The sequence below is a fragment of the Galbibacter sp. L-19 genome (assembly GCF_056857615.1).
Genome location: NZ_JBSXNL010000062.1, coordinates 37,215 through 54,918 on the forward strand (window position 1 = coordinate 37,215; position 17,704 = coordinate 54,918).

General features: G+C 33.9%; 14 protein-coding genes. 7 read left to right on the forward strand and 7 right to left on the reverse strand.

Annotation, left to right across the window (positions count from 1 at the left end; genetic code table 11):
- Positions 1-2: 2 nt before the first annotated feature.
- From AC13CQ_RS11645 to AC13CQ_RS11660, 4 genes are all read right to left on the reverse strand, one after another.
- Positions 3-2,750: a TonB-dependent receptor gene (locus tag AC13CQ_RS11645; RefSeq protein ID WP_337901000.1), complete on the reverse strand. Its 2,748-nt coding sequence runs from the start codon at positions 2,748-2,750 to the stop codon at positions 3-5.
- A gap of 87 nt (positions 2,751-2,837) precedes the next feature.
- Positions 2,838-4,685: a glutamine--fructose-6-phosphate transaminase (isomerizing) gene (gene glmS / locus AC13CQ_RS11650; protein ID WP_008611063.1), complete on the reverse strand. Its 1,848-nt coding sequence runs from the start codon at positions 4,683-4,685 to the stop codon at positions 2,838-2,840.
- A gap of 15 nt (positions 4,686-4,700) precedes the next feature.
- Positions 4,701-6,338, reverse strand: a complete 1,638-nt coding sequence (bamH, locus tag AC13CQ_RS11655; RefSeq protein ID WP_474507009.1) for a BamH family beta-barrel-assembly machinery protein — start codon at positions 6,336-6,338, stop codon at positions 4,701-4,703.
- A 12-nt stretch (positions 6,339-6,350) separates the two neighbouring features.
- The gene (locus AC13CQ_RS11660) at positions 6,351-7,160 is read right to left on the reverse strand and encodes a glycogen/starch synthase (protein WP_008611065.1); all 810 of its coding nucleotides are present in this window, start codon (positions 7,158-7,160) and stop codon (positions 6,351-6,353) included.
- Positions 7,161-7,268: 108 nt separating this feature from the next.
- Here AC13CQ_RS11660 and panC point away from each other — a divergent pair, with 108 nt between their 5' ends.
- The 4 genes from panC to AC13CQ_RS11680 are packed head-to-tail and all read left to right on the forward strand — an operon-like array spanning position 7,269 to position 10,627.
- Positions 7,269-8,117 (forward strand): pantoate--beta-alanine ligase, encoded by an 849-nt coding sequence (gene panC / locus AC13CQ_RS11665; RefSeq protein ID WP_337900997.1) that lies wholly within the window; start codon positions 7,269-7,271, stop codon positions 8,115-8,117.
- Between the two features lie 12 nt (positions 8,118-8,129).
- Positions 8,130-8,480 carry an aspartate 1-decarboxylase gene (gene panD, locus AC13CQ_RS11670; RefSeq protein ID WP_008611067.1) on the forward strand — a complete coding sequence of 117 codons (351 nt, stop codon included), beginning with the start codon at positions 8,130-8,132 and terminating at the stop codon, positions 8,478-8,480.
- Between the two features lie 2 nt (positions 8,481-8,482).
- Complete coding sequence (locus tag AC13CQ_RS11675; RefSeq protein ID WP_335587559.1) at positions 8,483-9,448, forward strand: lysylphosphatidylglycerol synthase transmembrane domain-containing protein; 966 nt, start codon at positions 8,483-8,485, stop codon at positions 9,446-9,448.
- Between the two features lie 33 nt (positions 9,449-9,481).
- Positions 9,482-10,627 carry an alpha/beta hydrolase gene (locus tag AC13CQ_RS11680; RefSeq protein WP_008611071.1) on the forward strand — a complete coding sequence of 382 codons (1,146 nt, stop codon included), beginning with the start codon at positions 9,482-9,484 and terminating at the stop codon, positions 10,625-10,627.
- 217 nt (positions 10,628-10,844) lie between these two features.
- On the opposite strand, the gene AC13CQ_RS11685 is transcribed toward AC13CQ_RS11680, so the two are convergent.
- Together AC13CQ_RS11685 and AC13CQ_RS11690 are read right to left on the reverse strand one after the other, a co-directional pair.
- Positions 10,845-11,339: a DinB family protein gene (locus AC13CQ_RS11685; protein WP_008611073.1), complete on the reverse strand. Its 495-nt coding sequence runs from the start codon at positions 11,337-11,339 to the stop codon at positions 10,845-10,847.
- Between the two features lie 200 nt (positions 11,340-11,539).
- Entirely contained in the window at positions 11,540-12,976 is a 1,437-nt protein-coding gene (locus AC13CQ_RS11690) for a glycosyltransferase family 2 protein (protein ID WP_008611074.1), read from the reverse strand.
- Between the two features lie 493 nt (positions 12,977-13,469).
- Between AC13CQ_RS11690 and radA the strand changes: the two genes are divergently transcribed.
- Complete coding sequence (gene radA, locus AC13CQ_RS11695) at positions 13,470-14,831, forward strand: DNA repair protein RadA (RefSeq protein ID WP_008611078.1); 1,362 nt, start codon at positions 13,470-13,472, stop codon at positions 14,829-14,831.
- Positions 14,832-15,015: 184 nt separating this feature from the next.
- Positions 15,016-15,804, forward strand: a complete 789-nt coding sequence (locus AC13CQ_RS11700; RefSeq protein ID WP_008611079.1) for an META domain-containing protein — start codon at positions 15,016-15,018, stop codon at positions 15,802-15,804.
- Positions 15,805-16,023: 219 nt separating this feature from the next.
- On the opposite strand, the gene AC13CQ_RS11705 is transcribed toward AC13CQ_RS11700, so the two are convergent.
- On the reverse strand, positions 16,024-17,064 hold the full coding sequence (locus tag AC13CQ_RS11705; protein WP_474507537.1) for an aldo/keto reductase: 1,041 nt from the start codon (positions 17,062-17,064) through the stop codon (positions 16,024-16,026).
- A 221-nt stretch (positions 17,065-17,285) separates the two neighbouring features.
- On the opposite strand from AC13CQ_RS11705, the gene AC13CQ_RS11710 reads away from it, so the two are divergent.
- Positions 17,286-17,447 carry a hypothetical protein gene (locus AC13CQ_RS11710; protein WP_474507538.1) on the forward strand — a complete coding sequence of 54 codons (162 nt, stop codon included), beginning with the start codon at positions 17,286-17,288 and terminating at the stop codon, positions 17,445-17,447.
- Positions 17,448-17,704 lie beyond the last annotated feature (257 nt).

Consider the following 17,704-nt stretch of genomic DNA (forward strand, 5'->3'; position numbering starts at 1 on the left):
GCTTAAAAATTATTAATTGTCCAAGAGACATATAGCTGCGTTCCTATTAAACCTGTACCATATGCTGTGTAATATTCCTCTCCAGATAAATTAGCAGCCCCTACTTTAAAAATAGACTTTAGACTAGGAACAGTATAGTTTAATTGCGCATCTAACACAGTAATAGAAGGGATATTTCCATCCCCAAAACTAGCTTGCCAGAAATAAGAATCGCTCCATCGGTAACTAAAATTAAATCCAAAATTCTTCACAAGTTCTGTATGGCCAAAAGAGGCTTTAAATTTATGCTTTGGCGTATTAAATCCCGCTCGAAAATCTGGATCTTCTTGTTCAAAATCAGCATAAGTATAATTTCCGCTTAAATCAAAACCATTAAAAACTTTTGTTGCTATTGCAATAGAAGCTCCATAAGACTGTACTCCAGACTTTGCATTAGTATAAGTCTGAAAAACTTTAAAATCATCACTTTCCAACGCTGCTAAAGATTGCGAATTATCTCCCACCTGTCCGTACAAAGGAACAATTACGTTTTGATTAGCAATAAAATCTGTATAATCTGTATAATACCCGCTCAAATCAATTTCAAATTTGCCCAATTGCCCTCTATATCCAATCTCATAAGCAATAGCCTGTTCTGGTTTTACTAAACCTACGTTTGAAGCAACTGGAGCACCAGCTTGGACAGAACTTGCCAAAAAAGAATTTTCATATGCGTCTCTAGCACTTATAGTAGCTGTAGCTTCCCCTCCATTTGCTACTGAGTTATTCACATTAAATGTTCTTTGATAACGATCTAAATTATTTTCAGCAGAACCTACCAATATAGCTCTCCCAACATCCAAGCCTATGTATAAATCTTGAGTGGTTGGGTTTCTAAAGGCTGTTTGAATAGAGGCTCTTAAATTATGATTTCTATTAGCTCCTGCCGTATATCCAACTGAAAAACGAGGCGTTACTTGTCCTTCAAACAACTCTGATTTATCATATCGTAACGACCCTGTAAGTTTTAATCGTTCGTCCATAAGTTGTTTTTGAATTTGAGTGTAAAGTCCAAGCTCACTATAACTTATTGGCCCATCATAATCTGTAAAAATAGTTCCGAAGGAATTTAAACGATAGGTTCTATAAGATCCCCCAACCTGAATATCGGCGAAATCAATTAAATGTGAAAAATTATAATTTGCATCTGCATGATATAATTGAGAAGCATCTCTAAACTGAGACCCCGTTGCTAAGTCAGCGTTTGTAGTTACTGTATTAAATGCTTGTTCAAACTCTGGAGTTCCTGGAATAAGTCTTCCAGTATCGGCAGCTTGTCTTGCAATATTATGAGCTTGCTCACTCGAAGCGCCCCCTAAAGTTGACTGTACATATGCTCCAGCATATTCTCCAAACCATTGCTGATCTGTTTTCCAATATCGGTTCACATTTATCCCCGTAAATCGCATATCATAAGAATCGCCCGCATCTTCATCGGTCATATAACCCCGTACAAAAAAATTGTCGTTCTTAAACTCAATTTTATGTTGTTGTAAAAAGAAGTTCTTTAAGGAATATCTGTTTGCCCCTTGATAAATAGTAGCTCCTTTTCCTATTTTTCCTTGATAGATAATTTCAAAATCATCTGCAAAAGGACGGTAATGTAATGCCGCATCAAATTTTACACTTTCTGCCTCATAATTAGTTAAATCGCGTTCTAAATATCCTGTTCTACTCACACTTTCATTAGGCAATAAATTAACTGCCGCTGCAGGTATTATTCCATTTTCTGCAAGAGCTAGTCCTACTGCCCGTATGTTTGTACTCACCTCATCTCCATAAACATTAAGTCCGTCATAATTAGGTAATTCCCGTCCCGTTCCAGGATTCAGCACATTCTCTTCACTAACGGCAAACCAATCTGTCCCTTTTAAATAAGAGAAATTAGCTTTGGCAGCAAATTTTTCTGAGAACTTTTTAGCAACACGAATTCCTAAATCCCAGAAAACATTGTCTCCTGCAGCTTTTTGAGAAGTCATTCCAGATTTTGCATACGTACTTATTCCTTCAAAATCGAAAGGGCTTTTACTTCTCATAAATAAAATTCCGTTAAAAGCATTTGCTCCATATAGTGCAGAAGAAGCACCAGGAAGTAGCTCAACGCTTTGAACATCTATTTCTGTCATCCCCAATAAATTTCCTAATGGAAAATTTAAAGCTGGCGCAGCATTATCCATCCCATCAATGAGTTGTACAAAACGAGTATTAGCAAAAGCTGCAAATCCTCGTGTATTTATAGATTTAAATGTTAAACTATTGGTATTAATATCGACACCTTTCAGATTTTCCAAACCATCATAAAAATCAACAGATGCTGTATTTTTTATTTCTTTTAAACCAAATCGCTCTACCGTAACAGGAGATTCAAAAATACGCTCTGGGGTTCTAGATGCAGAAATAATAATTTCCCCCAAGCTAGTAGTTTCCTCTTTTAATTGAATCTCTATTGATTGAGCAGAAGATAACGCAATCGTTTGCGAAGTAAACCCAATACTAGAAATTATAATCTTAAATGGAAGGTTTTGATCGGTTGATAAATTGAACTCCCCGTTAAAATCAGTCACAGTTCCTACAGTTGTAGCACTTATTTGAATGCTCGCTCCGGGAATAGGTTGATTTTGCTCGTCTGTAACTTTTCCAGAAATAGTAGTTTGGGCAACTCCTAATACACTAAATAGAAAAGTAAAGGCAAAAAAAATTGTTCTTATCATAATAAAATTAGTTTTAGATAAGAACAATATACATATTTTTTCAATTCCGTAATTTTTTAATACAAAAATTACGGAATTGATAATCATTTATTCAACCGTTACTGATTTTGCTAAGTTTCTTGGTTGATCCACATTACACCCTCTCATTACTGCAATATGGTAAGAAAGTAATTGCAGCGGAATTGTTGTTAATAAAGGTGTTAATCCTTCAATTGTTTCAGGAACTTCAATAACATAATCGGCCATCGATTTAACTTCTGTATCTCCTTCAGTTACGATTCCAATAATTTTACCTTTTCTTGATTTAATTTCTTGGATATTACTCACAACCTTTTCATAATGTCCTTTTTTGGTTGCAATAACCACCACTGGCATTTGCTCATCAATTAAAGCGATAGGCCCGTGTTTCATCTCTGCTGCTGGATATCCTTCCGCATGAATGTAAGAAATCTCCTTTAATTTTAGTGCCCCTTCCAAAGCAACTGGGAAATTATATCCACGTCCTAAATATAAAAAGTTAGGTACATCTTTAAAAACTGATGCTATTTCCTGGATATGTCCGTCTATTTTTAAACTCTCCTCCACCTTAGTAGGGATAGCTTCCATTTCTGCAAGGTAATTATGAAATTCTGTTTTCGAAATTGCTCCTTTAGATTGCGCTAATTTTAGCGCTATTAAAGTAAGAACCGTAATTTGTGTTGTAAATGCTTTGGTAGAAGCAACTCCAATTTCTGGCCCCGCATGTGTATAAGCTCCTGCATGAGATTCTCTTGCAATAGTAGAACCTACCACATTACATACGCCAAAAACAAAGGCTCCATTTTGCTTAGCCAATTTTATAGCTGCTAAAGTATCTGCTGTTTCTCCAGATTGAGAAATTGCAATAACCACATCTTTAGAAGTAATTATAGGATTTCTATATCTAAATTCTGATGCATATTCTACCTCAACAGGAATTCTTACAAGATCTTCAAATATATATTCTGCTACCAAACCAGCATGCCATGAAGTCCCGCAAGCAACAATAATAATTCTATTAGCATTTAGAATACGCTCTAAATTATCCTCAATTCCAGCCATTTTAATAATCCCGTCATTGATACGTAATCTACCACGGTAAGTATCTTTTATAGCCTCAGGTTGCTCATGGATTTCTTTCAGCATAAAATGGTCAAATCCATTTTTTTCAATCTGCTCCAAACTAAGTTGTAGCTCATGCACATACGGAGCTACAGGTTTATCATCCTTTATTTGTCGGATTTTAACATCTCGACCTAAACGGACAATAGCCATTTGCTCGTCTTCTAAATAAATAGCATTGTTAGTAAACTCAATAAAAGGAGAGGCATCTGAAGCTATAAAAAACTCATCTTCACCTACCCCAATTGCAAGTGGGCTTCCTAATTTTGCTGTTACTATTTCGTCTGGTTTCGTTTTATCAAAAACAGCAATTGCATACGCACCAATAACTTGATTCAAAGCAATCTGAACCGCTTTTCCAAGCTTTACATTTTCATTCTGTTTAATATCTTCAATAAGATTTACCAATACTTCAGTATCCGTATCCGATTGAAAAGTATACCCTCTTTTCTCAAGTGCTTTTTTTATAGAACCGTAATTTTCTATAATTCCATTATGGATAATTACTAAGTTCCCAGAATTTGAATAATGTGGATGTGCATTTACATCATTTGGAACACCATGGGTTGCCCAACGGGTATGCCCTAATCCTATTTTCCCCTTTGTTATTCCTTCTGAATTGGCCTTTTCTTTAAGATCGGCTACTTTTCCTTTGGTTTTACACAGTTGGGTTTCTCCATCATTATAAAGCACCACACCTGCACTGTCATAACCTCTATATTCTAATCTTTCTAATCCTTTTATTACAATAGGATAGGCTTCTCTAGGGCCTATATAACCTACAATCCCACACATAATTTTTTATTTAAGTTAATTTCCCTTTGTCTCAGTATAGTAGATTTCGAGCTTTAGTTTCTTATCACTCTCATTATCTGGAACATTATTTCCGTATAAAATTGTTCCATATAAATTGGTAATAGTTGCTTGGGGAATTTTTACTTCTTCTGTTTGATTAAATGCGGATACATTTAAAGAATTTGCAATACTACTGGTTGTAGACAAACCTAGCTTAACATTTGTAGAATCATTACGAACAATATCATTCATATATTCTGTCAATCTAAACTTATATCGTGTCCCAACTTCATTATCTTCATCTAAAATACCATTATAGACAGTATAACTAGTTGAATCAACACCAGTATTCCCTGCCACATCTCTAGTATAATCAACTATTGTGCGTTCATTCCCTAAATCATACAAATAAAGCCTCTTTGGTAACGTAATATCTGTTTTTTCCGAAAGCGAACCTTCGTCTACATAAAATATCAAATTAGCTTCATTTATTAACCATCCTTTTTCTTTAGCTTCTTGAAATACTGTTGTTACATCAGACCCTCCAGCCAACATATCCAATTCTATATAACTCCCTGCTCCTCCATTAGGATATAATCTTGTAGCATTAGCATCGGTAAATTGATTTGAAACTTCTGAAGGATACGAATCTTGAGTAAGATAATTAACTTTATTTCCACTCATCTGCAATTTATAGGTACCACTTTCTACAGTAGCTTCTCCATCTACCGTTGCATCATAATCATATTGAATTTCAACATATGAAGCCTGAATATTAAGCAACATTGCTAAGTCGTTATTAGGCATTTCAGCAGAAATATACAACCCTCTCAAAAAGTCTTTAAAGTTACTTTGACTTGTTAGAACAGTACTTCCTTCGTTGTCTAATATTTTTTCCTGAAAAAATTGATTGTCAAGTTTTACACGAATTCCCGGAGCAATTCTTTCTAATGGAATTATGGATTCATCCTCATCCGTCTCAGGATCGTCTTCTGCATCTGGATCTGGAATTACAACTTCTTCTTCATTTATTTGATATGTATCATCATACAAAATTGTAGTTGCAAAAGAAGCTCCGTCTTCATCTGAAAAATATTCTTGCGCATCTTGAAAATTACTATTTGGATCTAAATCTCTCAAATATTTTGTAAACTCCTGTACTTTCAAATTAAACTCCGCAGCTCTATTTCCAACAATAGAATCTACTCTATAAGGTTTAGGCTCGTTTTCAGCCAACTCTGTAGTATCACTCAAAGCCGTACTAAAAAAAGGAATATTTAAATACACCGCCGTTACCCTTTCATTCTCTTGCTTATCTGCAGAAGAACTCTCTATAGCCTGTGTGTTATTTCCAAAAGTAGGATTGCCACTTTGCAGCAACAATTGAGCTGCAAAAGAACTTTTACCTAATCCATAAACAGGATGTGCATATGCCCCTAACTGATATCCCGAAAGTCCGTTAGTACGAACACTCTCTAATTTTTTATTATAAGCATAAACATCAAATGTTTTCTTGCTCGCCTGTATTTCTCCGTTGTCTATTAAATCTACACCTATAGTATTATACTCTCTTTCGCAAGCTGTAAAAAAAATAACACTACCTATTACAAGCAGTGTTGGCAATACATTCCTTCCTTTAAAACTCATCTTCATTTGTACTCTGTATTAACTTAAAACTTTAGTTTCGTAAAATTTATTGTAAGCCTCTTCAAACTCATAGATAGAAACATGAGGTTGAACAGGAATTGAAAGTGAATCAATATGCTCTTTAAGATCGTCTGGAATTTCTTCTGAAGCAACAATAACTGCATCCGAATTATCTACAGCCACTTTTAAAAGGTTGCTATATGTTGGATCTGCTAAAGGTGCTATTTTATCCTCCTCTATTCCGTCAAACTTCACTTTATTAATCATCTCTTTGTCTAACGTACCATCAAAACCTTTGTTGTATACAGAAGTAACTATTTTACTTTCAGCAAAAAGTGGTTCGTCGGCATAATATTTCTTCAAATACAATGGTAATAAAGAAGCCATCCAACCATGAACATGGATAATATCTGGATTCCAATTAAGCTTTTTAACAGTTTCAACTACTCCTTTTGCAAAGAAAATTGCTCTTTCATCGTTGTCTGGAAACAAGTTTCCATCTTCATCTGTAAAGGTAGCTTTACGCTTAAAATACTCTTCGTTATCTATAAAATAAACTTGAATTCTTTCTTTAGGAATGGATGCTACTTTTATAATAAGCGGCATATCCATATCATTCACTACAAGGTTCATTCCCGATAGGCGAATAACCTCGTGGAGTTGATGTCTTCGCTCATTAATGTTACCAAAACGAGGCATAAAGATTCGTATTTGTCCGCCTCTATCATTCACCATTCGTGGGCTTTCATAAGCCATTGAAGACACTTCGTTTTCCGGTAAGTAAGGAACCATTTCTGAAGCGACAAATAATACTCTTTTGTCTGTCATAAAATCAATTTGTTTCTTTAGACTAAGGTTTAAAGGATGCAAAAATACAAAAAATATGCCTAATTAGTTAATTTTATATAGCTTTGCACGCTATTAATTTTATACCAAATGCAAATTTTCAATCAAAAAGAAGCATTAATTCAATTCCTAAAACAGGAAAAAACAGAGAATAAAACCCTTGGCTTGGTTCCTACTATGGGCGCTTTACACAAAGGACATCTTTCTCTAGTTGAAAAGGCGCTTATTAACAACGATGTTGTTGTGGTTAGTATTTTTGTAAACCCTACACAGTTTGACAATAAAACGGATCTTGAAAAATACCCCAAAACCTTTGACAGAGATTTAGAAACTTTAAAGTTACTTAACGAAAATATTATAATTTTTGCTCCTTCTGCTGAAGATATTTACGATAATAATGTTACTTCTGAAACTTTTGATTTTGATGGATTAGAGCATCAAATGGAAGGTAAATACAGAAGCGGACATTTTGACGGTGTAGGAACTATTGTAAGAAAATTATTTACAATTGTCCAGCCAGATAATGCTTATTTTGGTGAAAAAGATTTCCAACAACTACAAATTATTAGAAAAATGGCAGCTAAAAATCAGCTTCCAGTAAATATAGTTGGTTGCCCTATAAGTAGAGAGGAAAACGGACTCGCAATGAGCTCCAGAAATGAACGCCTTCCTCAAGATATACGTAAAGAAGCTTCTTTTATTTATAAAACACTACTGCAAGCAAAAGATAAGTTTGGCACAGAAAGTGCAATAGATACAGTAAATTGGATTGAAGAGCAATTTAGTAAACACTCAGATTTTTCTTTGGAATATGCTGAAATTGCTGACGAAAAAACGTTAAAACCTGTTAAAACAAAAAAAGAAAACAAACGCTACAGGCTTTTTGTTGCTGTTTATGCAAATGATATAAGACTGATAGATAATGTTGCTCTAAATTAATACCTTTGTACCATGCAAATTGAAGTAGTAAAGTCTAAGATTCACCGAGTTACGGTTACTGGAGCCGACCTAAATTACATTGGGAGTATTACCATTGATGAAGCATTAATGGAAGCTTCTAATATTATTGAAGGGGAGAAAGTACAAATTGTAAACGTTAATAACGGCGAACGATTAGAAACATACGCCATTAAAGGCGCAAAAAATAGTGGAGAAATTACCTTAAACGGTCCTGCAGCTAGAAGAGTACAGCGGGGAGACATTATTATTATTATCTCCTACGGAATTATGGATTTTGAAGAAGCTAAAAACTTTAAGCCTTCCCTTATATTCCCAAATGAAAAAGATAATTCTCTTACCTAAAGGTGCGTAAAAAACTTATAAATATTTTAAAAAAACTACTCCCACTTTTGTTGGGAGTTTTTTTAATTTGGTATTCTTACAATAACACCACTCCTACCGAGCGCGAGAACATCTTTAATGCTATTAAAAATGCCAATTACTTTTGGGTAATAATCTCCGTAATTCTTGGCTTTTTAAGTCATTTTTCTAGAGCTTTACGCTGGAATTTACTCCTGCAACCCATAGGTTATCAACCTGCTTTATTAAATAATTTCATGGCTATTTTTGTTGGCTATTTAGCCAATTTGGGAATTCCAAGATCTGGAGAAGTGTTAAGAGCCACCACCCTTACCTCTTATGAGAAAGTCCCTTTTCAAAAAGGTTTCGGAACTATTATTGCAGAACGTGTAATAGACGTTATTATGCTCTTATCTATTGTTTTAATAACAGCTATTTTACAAACCGAAATTATAGCTAACTATTTTGCTGAAAAAAATATAAACTACACAAAGCTTATTATAGCTGGAGTTATTTTAATTGCTGTGGGAGTTATTTTTTTACTCTTGATAAGAAAGGCTAAAACTGGATTTTTCTTGAAAGTTAAGAATTTTGTCTTTGAACTGCTAGAAGGCGCTTTGAGTATTTTTAAAATGAAAAATAAATGGCTTTTTATTTTTCATACGCTTTGTATTTGGGTTCTTTATATAGCTATGTTTTGGGTAATAAAATTTAGTATCCCAGAAACAGCTTCCTTACCATTAAATGCCATCTTAGCTTCATTTGTTGCTGGAGCTTTTGCCATGAGCGCCACCAATGGAGGTATTGGATTATACCCAATTGCTGTAAGTAAAATTCTACTTATCTACGGAGTTTCTGAAGCTTCTGGAGATGCATTTGGATGGATTATGTGGACTTCCCAAACGTTGATGGTCGTTGTTTTTGGAGCTTTAGCGTTTCTTTTTCTTCCTATATACAATAGAAACAAATAATTTTTTATCTTTCAGCCACCAAATCTAATTACCATGAAAAATACTACACTCACATGTATTGTGCTGTTTTTGTGTGCTTTAATTTCTAACGCACAAACAACTTCCTCCACAATTGAATCCTTTAAACTTGCGGAAAAAAGAGACATCCAATTGTATGTTCCAGAGGACTATTCCGCAGAAAAATCATATCCTTTAATTGTTGTTTTGGATGCCGATTATCTGTTTGATATAGTGGTAGCAAACTCAAAATTTTATGCTTATAAAGACGAAATGCCAAAGAGTATTGTCGTTGGAATCAATCAAAGAGATACCCGTTATGAAGATTGTTTTTATAGTGATGAAAACGGTTTTCCTGATAAAAAAGGAAACTCTTTCTTTGAATTTATCGGGATGGAACTCATCCCTATGATTGCTAAAAACTACAACTTAGCCAATTTTAAAGCCATAGTAGGACACGGAACTACAGCAAATTTTAGCAATTATTATTTATTTAAAAACAATATGCTCTTTAATGCATATATAGAATTGTCTCCAACATTTGCTCCTAGCATGGAAAGAAATACTCCTGAAAGACTAGGAGCCATAGAAGCTATGACCTTTTATTATTTAGCAACTAGCGAAAATGATGAAAAAGAAAATCAGCAAAGAATTAAAGTATTCAATAATACCATGAAGGGCATTTCTAACGATAATGTACATTATTACTTTGATGAATTTGAAAACGCAAATCACTATGGAGTAGCTTCGTATGGAATTCCTAAGGCATTGGATAAAATATTCAAAGTATACAAACCAATTAGTATTGAAGAATACAAAAAAGAGGTCTTAGCTTATGAAGGACCAATAGTGGAATATTTAACAGAAAAGTATAATACCATTGAGACGCTATTCGGATTTAAAAAGCAAGTTAGCCTTAACGACATGATGGCTATTTATGCTGGAACAAAGAAAAAGGAAGATTTAGAGTCTCTTAATGAGTTAAGTAAGATTGCAAAAAAAGAATATCCAGACACTATGCTTGGTTTCTTTTTTGAAGCTGAATATTTCGAACAAATGGGCGAGCCTAAAAAAGCAATGCGTACTTACGAAAAAGCTTTCGGAATGGAAGAAATAGATTTCTTAACCAAAGACCTTGCCCTAGAAAGAATTGATGCTTTAAAAGCAGATTTCGGGTGGTAAACTAAAAATAATTCCGAAGAGATAATTCTATTTACTTCTTCTAAAAAAATAAGAGTGACTGTCTAAAAAGCAATTTGTAATTATCAAACTTGTCGAAGTTTTAAACATCTAACAACCAAAAGAATTCTTCAATAAGCTTAGAATAACATTTAGAGTTTGGATACATTTTTAGACAGCCACTTATAATATTTGAATATTACTACATAAACCTGTCACACTATACATTACCTCTCTCTCGTTCCCGAGCCCATTCAATATAATCTGTTTGAGATATTTTAGAGACTCCCAATTGCCGCATCATCATAACCACTTGTCCGCGGTGATAACTTCCATGGTTAAAAACTGTCTGAACCATTTCTCTAGCTGGAATAGAGAATTGCTCTCCTTTGTGTTCAAATTTTATTTCATTTTCCAAATCTGCTGTTTCTACAAATTCTTTAAATTTTAAAGAAGTATCCTTCCATTTATTAAAAAGTACATTAGTATCCTCAGAGAAATTTACAACTTTATCTACAGACCATTCGCCATTTTGCATCCGAGACAACCAACCAGTTTCCGCATACCAAATGTGCAAAATAGTAGCACGAATTGTTGGAAAGCTCCCAATAAACTCATGGTTTAAAATCTTATCTTCTTGAGATGCTAAATCGTTAATCAATCTATTATTTGCCCAAATATTATAATTAGCGTAATCTAGATAGCTTTTATTCATCTAATTTATAGGTTTTTTATGTTCGATATCAAGATAATTATTTTTATAGTACTAGATTACCTTCATTATAAAAACATTTTAATACGAAAGAATTCAAGTAGATAAATCTTCAAAATAATTCCACAAAAAAAACGTTCATCTAGATTATTCCAGATGAACGTTTCTCATTTAAATATATATGGACTATTAAGTATTTTTAATTAAGAGGTTATTGCAACCACACGTTGCTCTTTTAATTGCTTTTTAGTTAAATCTCTGGTTAACCACCCACTTCTTCCAGCAGTTACAATTGCATATGGAGTAATCCAGAATAAAGTAAAAGCATAAAACACACTATATGGATATGCCCAAAAAGCTTCAGACAAACTGTGTTTTTTTGCATAAAAGAAAGCCTGCATACTTGAAAAAACCATGATACCTGCTAATGTTGAACTAAGAAACAATACTGGGTATGACACTACAAAATATAACATTAATATTATTGCAGGGTATGCCAATACCATTTTTAACCATTGATTCAATAATAATATTCTAGTTCCACCTTTAGCTCCTTTTCTAAAATCTCCAAAAGCAAATCTACTCATTGCAATATTCTCTCGAACATTACTTCTTTCCCAACGAATAAACATTTTATATAAGTTTTTATAACGTTCTGGAATATTAGTATACACATATGCCTTACGTTGAAACAATACTTTATATCCTTGTTTCAATATCATGTTTGTCATAGCACGATCCTCTCCAATTTTAGAAACTTCCCCCATAAAAGTCTGGTTAATCCAATCGTGTAGACAATTAAATACAGCCTCTCTACGGTAGGCAGACAATGCTCCTGGCGTACATAAAACAGAACCTAAACTACTTTGTGCCGAACGAATAAACTCAAAACTAAAGGCAAAACTTACATTCAACATCCTTGGAATAAGTGCTTTTTTACTATTTAACACACGAACATTTCCTGCAACTGCACCACAATCTTGATTTACAACAAATGGGCTCGCCATAGTTCTCAAGGTATCTTTTAAAACTATAGAATCACTATCTACAGTTATAAAAACATCTCCTGTTCCCAATTTAAATCCACGGTATAATGCATGTCTTTTTCCTCTATTTTCTGGTTGCTGATAAATAGAAACACGATTTCCTAATTCATTTTGAGCCTTCTTCATCCACTCCCAAGTGTTATCTTGACTCCCATCGTCTATAGAAATAATTTGCAGTTTCTCTTCTGGATAATCACTAGCAACCAAACTTTTTAAAGTTTTGTAAACTAACTCTCCTTCATTATAAGCAGGAACAATTACCGTACAAAGTGGCAATTCTGAATCTGAAACTGGCTTAACAACTTTATATTTCAGATATAAAAATAAAATATAGGTTATAAAACTAAGCTTTATGGTAAGTAATGAAAAACCAATAATCATCAAAACAATCCCCCAAGTAGAACTCATTCTTTCTAGGTGAATTCTTTCAAAATAGGGTGCTAGAATAAAGAATAAAGATACCGCACCAAGCATTAGTAAAAATGTACCTACTAAAATGAAAGATGATGATGAGTTTGAAATAAATCGTTCGATACGATTTTTAGATTCCTGTATCGAGTCTTCGGTTGATTCTTTTAATATTGATTGTTCCATAGGGTATAATTTTGTTCCCTATACCATAACCAACATTGATACCAATTCCAATTTCACTGAAAAACAGACACTTACGGAAAAATTGATTTTACATAAGTGTGTAAAATTTACACACAAGTGTATACTTGGGAGCAGTTTTTAATACATTTTTTCAGGTAAAACAAATACACTTATAAGTCCTTACTAAACTCTTATACCTCATTTCCTAAAAAATACCATTAATGTCCAAGTAAAAATGCAAGACCGCTTCGCTTTAAGAGAAAAGAAGAAAGACCAAATTTTAACTATCACAAAATAAGGAGTTTAAAGAAACAATATTACTAAACTCCTCTTTTTATTCATTTTTATTAATAGTAAGGTAGCTATTTTGAAAATCTGTTTTAAACCTTGGTATAAGTGGAGTCCAATAAATTCCGTTAACTTTTATCGGACAACAATAAAAAAATACTAACCAAAAATCTTTGTACCTTTCAACTTTAAAATTTATAGTATAATGGCAAAGGTCAAAACAACTTTTTTTTGTCAAAATTGTGGTACGCAATACGCAAAATGGCAAGGGCAATGTTCTTCTTGCAAAGAATGGAATACGCTAGTAGAAGAAGTTGTTCAAAAAGAAGAAAAGAAAGGATGGAAGCCTACAGATACTTCCTCAAAAAGAACAGCTAAACCATTACGCATTCAAGAGATTGATGGTTCGCAGGAAATGCGAATGTCTTCTGGCGGATTAGAATTTGACCGTGTCCTTGGAGGTGGTATTGTTCCTGGTTCTGTAACTTTACTTGGAGGGGAACCTGGAATTGGAAAAAGCACCTTGCTCTTACAAATTGCATTGCATCTTCCTTTTAAAACATTATACGTTTCTGGAGAAGAGAGTCAGAAACAAATAAAAATGAGGGCAGAACGAATTTTCCCTGATAGCCAGCAGTGCTACATCCTCACAGAAACAAAAACGCAAAATATTTTTAAGCAAATTGAAACTACAGAGCCCGATATTTTAATTATCGACTCAATTCAAACATTGCACACAGACTATATAGAATCTTCAGCAGGAAGTATAAGTCAGATTCGCGAGTGTACTTCAGAACTTATAAAATTTGCTAAAGAAACCAATACTCCTGTTATTCTAATTGGACATATTACCAAAGATGGACATATTGCTGGGCCAAAAATTCTCGAGCATATGGTAGACACTGTGCTCCAATTTGAAGGCGACAGAAATCATGTTTACAGAATTTTGCGAGCCTTAAAAAATCGTTTTGGATCTACAGCAGAACTTGGGATATACGAAATGCTTGGAAAAGGTTTACGAGAAGTTAGCAATCCATCAGAAATATTAATTTCTAAAACTGAAGAAGAACTTAGCGGTACAGCAATTGCTGCTACGCTTGAAGGAATGCGACCATTAATGATTGAAGTTCAAGCATTGGTAAGTACCGCAGTTTATGGTACTCCGCAGCGCACCACCACAGGATATAATGTAAAGCGCCTTAATATGCTGCTAGCTGTTTTAGAAAAAAGAGCTGGTTTTAGACTTGGTGCCAAAGATGTTTTCTTAAATATTACTGGAGGAATTTCTATTGAAGAACCTGCTATCGACCTTGCAGTAGTAGCTGCAATATTATCTAGTAATGAAGATGTTGCCATAGAAAAAGATTTTTGTTTTGCTGCTGAAATTGGATTGGCAGGAGAAATAAGACCTGTTCAAAGAGTAGAACAACGCATCTTAGAAGCCGAGAAACTAGGTTTTTCTACTATTTTTGTATCTAAACTAAATAAATTATCTATAAAAAATCCTCAAATAAATATTCGTCGCGTTTCAAAAATTGAAGATGTTGTTGCTTTTTTATTTGAATAAATAAGCTAACTCAGGACGGGCTTTGGGGAATTACACCCTCTATAAGGGATTAAAAATAAATGTATAAAACCTCATTAAACCTTGATATAAGTGGAGTCCAATAAATTCCGTTAACCTTTATCAGACAACAATACTTAATTATATAATAAACTTAAAATCTATTGTTTAACTTAAATTTATTCATGTGAAAAAAATAATATTAATAGGAATCTCTTTACTTACACTTACAGCTTGTAATGACGCTAAAAAGAAAGAAGAAGCAAAAACAGCTGAAGAGAACACAGCAAAAGAAACTCCTATGAAAAAAGAAGAGGCTATCCCACAGGGAATAGATTTTATTGCTTCGGGAGAAAATCCTTCATGGAGTTTACTTATCGACTTTGATAAATCTATGACGTTTACCTCTTTAGACAATCCTAAAAAAATAAGCACTCCAGTTCCAGAAGCTCGGATTCCACAAGATGTTAGCGCCGTTAATTATTCAGCAGAAACAGAAGCTGGACTATTACAAGTTACCATCTTTAAAGAATCTTGTGAAACAGAAAATGGCGAATCTTTTTCATATAAAGTGACAGTTAGCACAAAAACAGATGAAATGCAAGATTATAATGACTTTAAAGGCTGCGGGAAATATATAGGCGACTATCGTTTAAACGACATTTGGGCACTAGAAACTATGAATGGGAAACCTGTAGATAAGAGCATGAAGCGCCCAAATTTAGAGTTTAATTTACGTAGCGGAAAAGTATTTGGCTTTAGTGGTTGCAATAGAATTAATGGGACTTTAGTAGTAGAAAAAGATTCCCTTGCAATTGGAGAGTTAATGAGTACAAAAATGGCTTGTCCAAACGCCGAATTAGAAACCAATTTTCTAGATGCTGTTAATAATAAAAAATTCAGCTTTACATACAAAAACCTTATCCTTACGCTTACTTCTGGAGAGAATAACCTTACTTTTAGAAAAGTAGATTAATAACTAGTAGTGTCTGAACAAAGAAACAATACCGCTTAGCTGTAAAAAACAGCGTAAAGACTAAATTGTAATTACCATAAAAACTTTATGTGTTACCCTGAACTTGTCGAAGGATTTTTTGAGTATTAATAAACAAGCTCCTTGACAAGTTCAGGATAACAACTATAAATTACTTTTTAGACTACTCCTTAACACTTCTTCTATATTACGTTCCTTGTATTATGGTGCTGGATTAGGAATCTCATTATGGATTTTATTTATTTCTGAAAGAATTTCTTCGTCTAAATCAACATTAATACTAGCTATATTTTCTTCCAACTGCTCCATTTTAGTAGCTCCAATAATAGTACTCGTTACAAAGGGTTGTGCATTTATAAAGGCAAGCGCCAATGTTGCCAAAGACATATTGTACTTTTTAGCCAAATTATAATATTTCTGAGTAGCTATTAGAGAACGCTCTCCATTATACCTAGCCATCTCTGGAAATAGCGTTAATCGTGCGTCTTCAATCCCTTTATTTTCAATATACTTATCGGTAAGTCTAGCAAACCCTAATGGAGAATACGGCAATAACCCTACATTTTCACGCATAGATATTTCTGCTAACCCTATTTCATAAGTTCTGTTCAATAAATTATAAGGATTTTGAACGGTTGCAATACGAGGGAGTCCATTAAATTTATGCTCCTCCAAATAACGCATCACACTCCAAGGCACATCATTTGAGAGTCCGATATAGCGTATTTTTCCTTGTTTAATATATCCTTCTAAAATTTGAAGGATTTGCTGAATATTATCTTCCCATTGTTCATTTTCATCATGCACATAGTCTCGCTGCCCAAAACAATTTGTAGCTCGGTCAGGCCAATGTAATTGATACAAATCGATATAATCTGTTTGTAGTCTTTTTAAACTTGTATGGATAGCATCATCAAAAGCAGCCTCAGTAAAACCTTCCTCTCTAATAAAATGTTCATTAAACTCTGGTGGCCCAGCAATTTTAGAAGCTAAAAATATATCCTCTCGTTTTCCTGTTTTTTTAAACCAATTCCCAATAATGGTTTCTGTACTTCCTTGCGTTTCTTTTTCCTTCGGAATAGCATACAATTCTGCTGTATCAAAAAAATTAACGCCCTTTTCTACCGCATAATCCATCTGTCTATGCCCTTCCTCTTCTGTATTTTGCTTCCCCCATGTCATGCTTCCTAAGCAAATTCTACTTACGTCAATAGCTGTATTTGGTAGTTTTTTATATTTCATTTATTCAAATTTTCACAATTAATTGTTTTCTAATACTATAATTATGTTGGTTAGTACCAACCATTTCCTATCAAATGCCTATTATGGGCTTTGATATTGCAATTTTTTATAATAAAAGAAGATTCCTAAAAAGGATTTTCTTACTTCCCTTTTGAAATCTTATCAAAAATACAAAATCCAAAGTTTGGAATTATTGATGTATGTTATTTAAAAATAATTGAGTGAAAGATTGCTTTGCTGGAAGAGCAAAGATTCAAGACCGCTTCGCTGAAAGAAAAAAGATTCAAGACCGCTTCGCTGGAAGAACAAAGATTCAAGACCGCTTCGCTGAAAGAACAAAGATTCAAGACCGCTTCGCTGAAAGAATAAAGAGAAAAGACTAAACATAGCTATCATGAAAACATCTGTGTATTTGTGTATCTGTGGCTAAAATTTAAAGAAACCACTAAAGAAAATGCTCCTGCACCAAAAAAAATGCTTCCTGCAGGGTAAGTTACCCTTCCTCCGGGGTTTGTTATCCTTCCTTATGAGATTGTCGCCCTTCCTGCAGGGCTTGTTACCCTTTCTGCAGGGATTGGTATGCTTTCCCCGCACCTCTGCAGTGCTTCACGGCGGTCGGGAAGCCTCTAAGCAATTCAAT

Bases quoted from the DNA above. Each gene is read 5' to 3' on its own strand.
- panD (WP_008611067.1), top strand. From the start codon at position 8,130: ATGCAAATTGAAGTAGTAAAGTCTAAGATTCACCGAGTTACGGTTACT.
- bamH (WP_474507009.1), bottom strand. From the start codon at position 6,338: ATGAAGATGAGTTTTAAAGGAAGGAATGTATTGCCAACACTGCTTGTA.
- panC (WP_337900997.1), top strand. From the start codon at position 7,269: ATGCAAATTTTCAATCAAAAAGAAGCATTAATTCAATTCCTAAAACAG.
- AC13CQ_RS11705 (WP_474507537.1), bottom strand. From the start codon at position 17,064: ATGAAATATAAAAAACTACCAAATACAGCTATTGACGTAAGTAGAATT.
- AC13CQ_RS11690 (WP_008611074.1), bottom strand. From the start codon at position 12,976: ATGGAACAATCAATATTAAAAGAATCAACCGAAGACTCGATACAGGAA.
- AC13CQ_RS11660 (WP_008611065.1), bottom strand. From the start codon at position 7,160: ATGACAGACAAAAGAGTATTATTTGTCGCTTCAGAAATGGTTCCTTAC.
- glmS (WP_008611063.1), bottom strand. From the start codon at position 4,685: ATGTGTGGGATTGTAGGTTATATAGGCCCTAGAGAAGCCTATCCTATT.
- AC13CQ_RS11645 (WP_337901000.1), bottom strand. From the start codon at position 2,750: ATGATAAGAACAATTTTTTTTGCCTTTACTTTTCTATTTAGTGTATTA.
- AC13CQ_RS11680 (WP_008611071.1), top strand. From the start codon at position 9,482: ATGAAAAATACTACACTCACATGTATTGTGCTGTTTTTGTGTGCTTTA.
- radA (WP_008611078.1), top strand. From the start codon at position 13,470: ATGGCAAAGGTCAAAACAACTTTTTTTTGTCAAAATTGTGGTACGCAA.
- AC13CQ_RS11685 (WP_008611073.1), bottom strand. From the start codon at position 11,339: ATGAATAAAAGCTATCTAGATTACGCTAATTATAATATTTGGGCAAAT.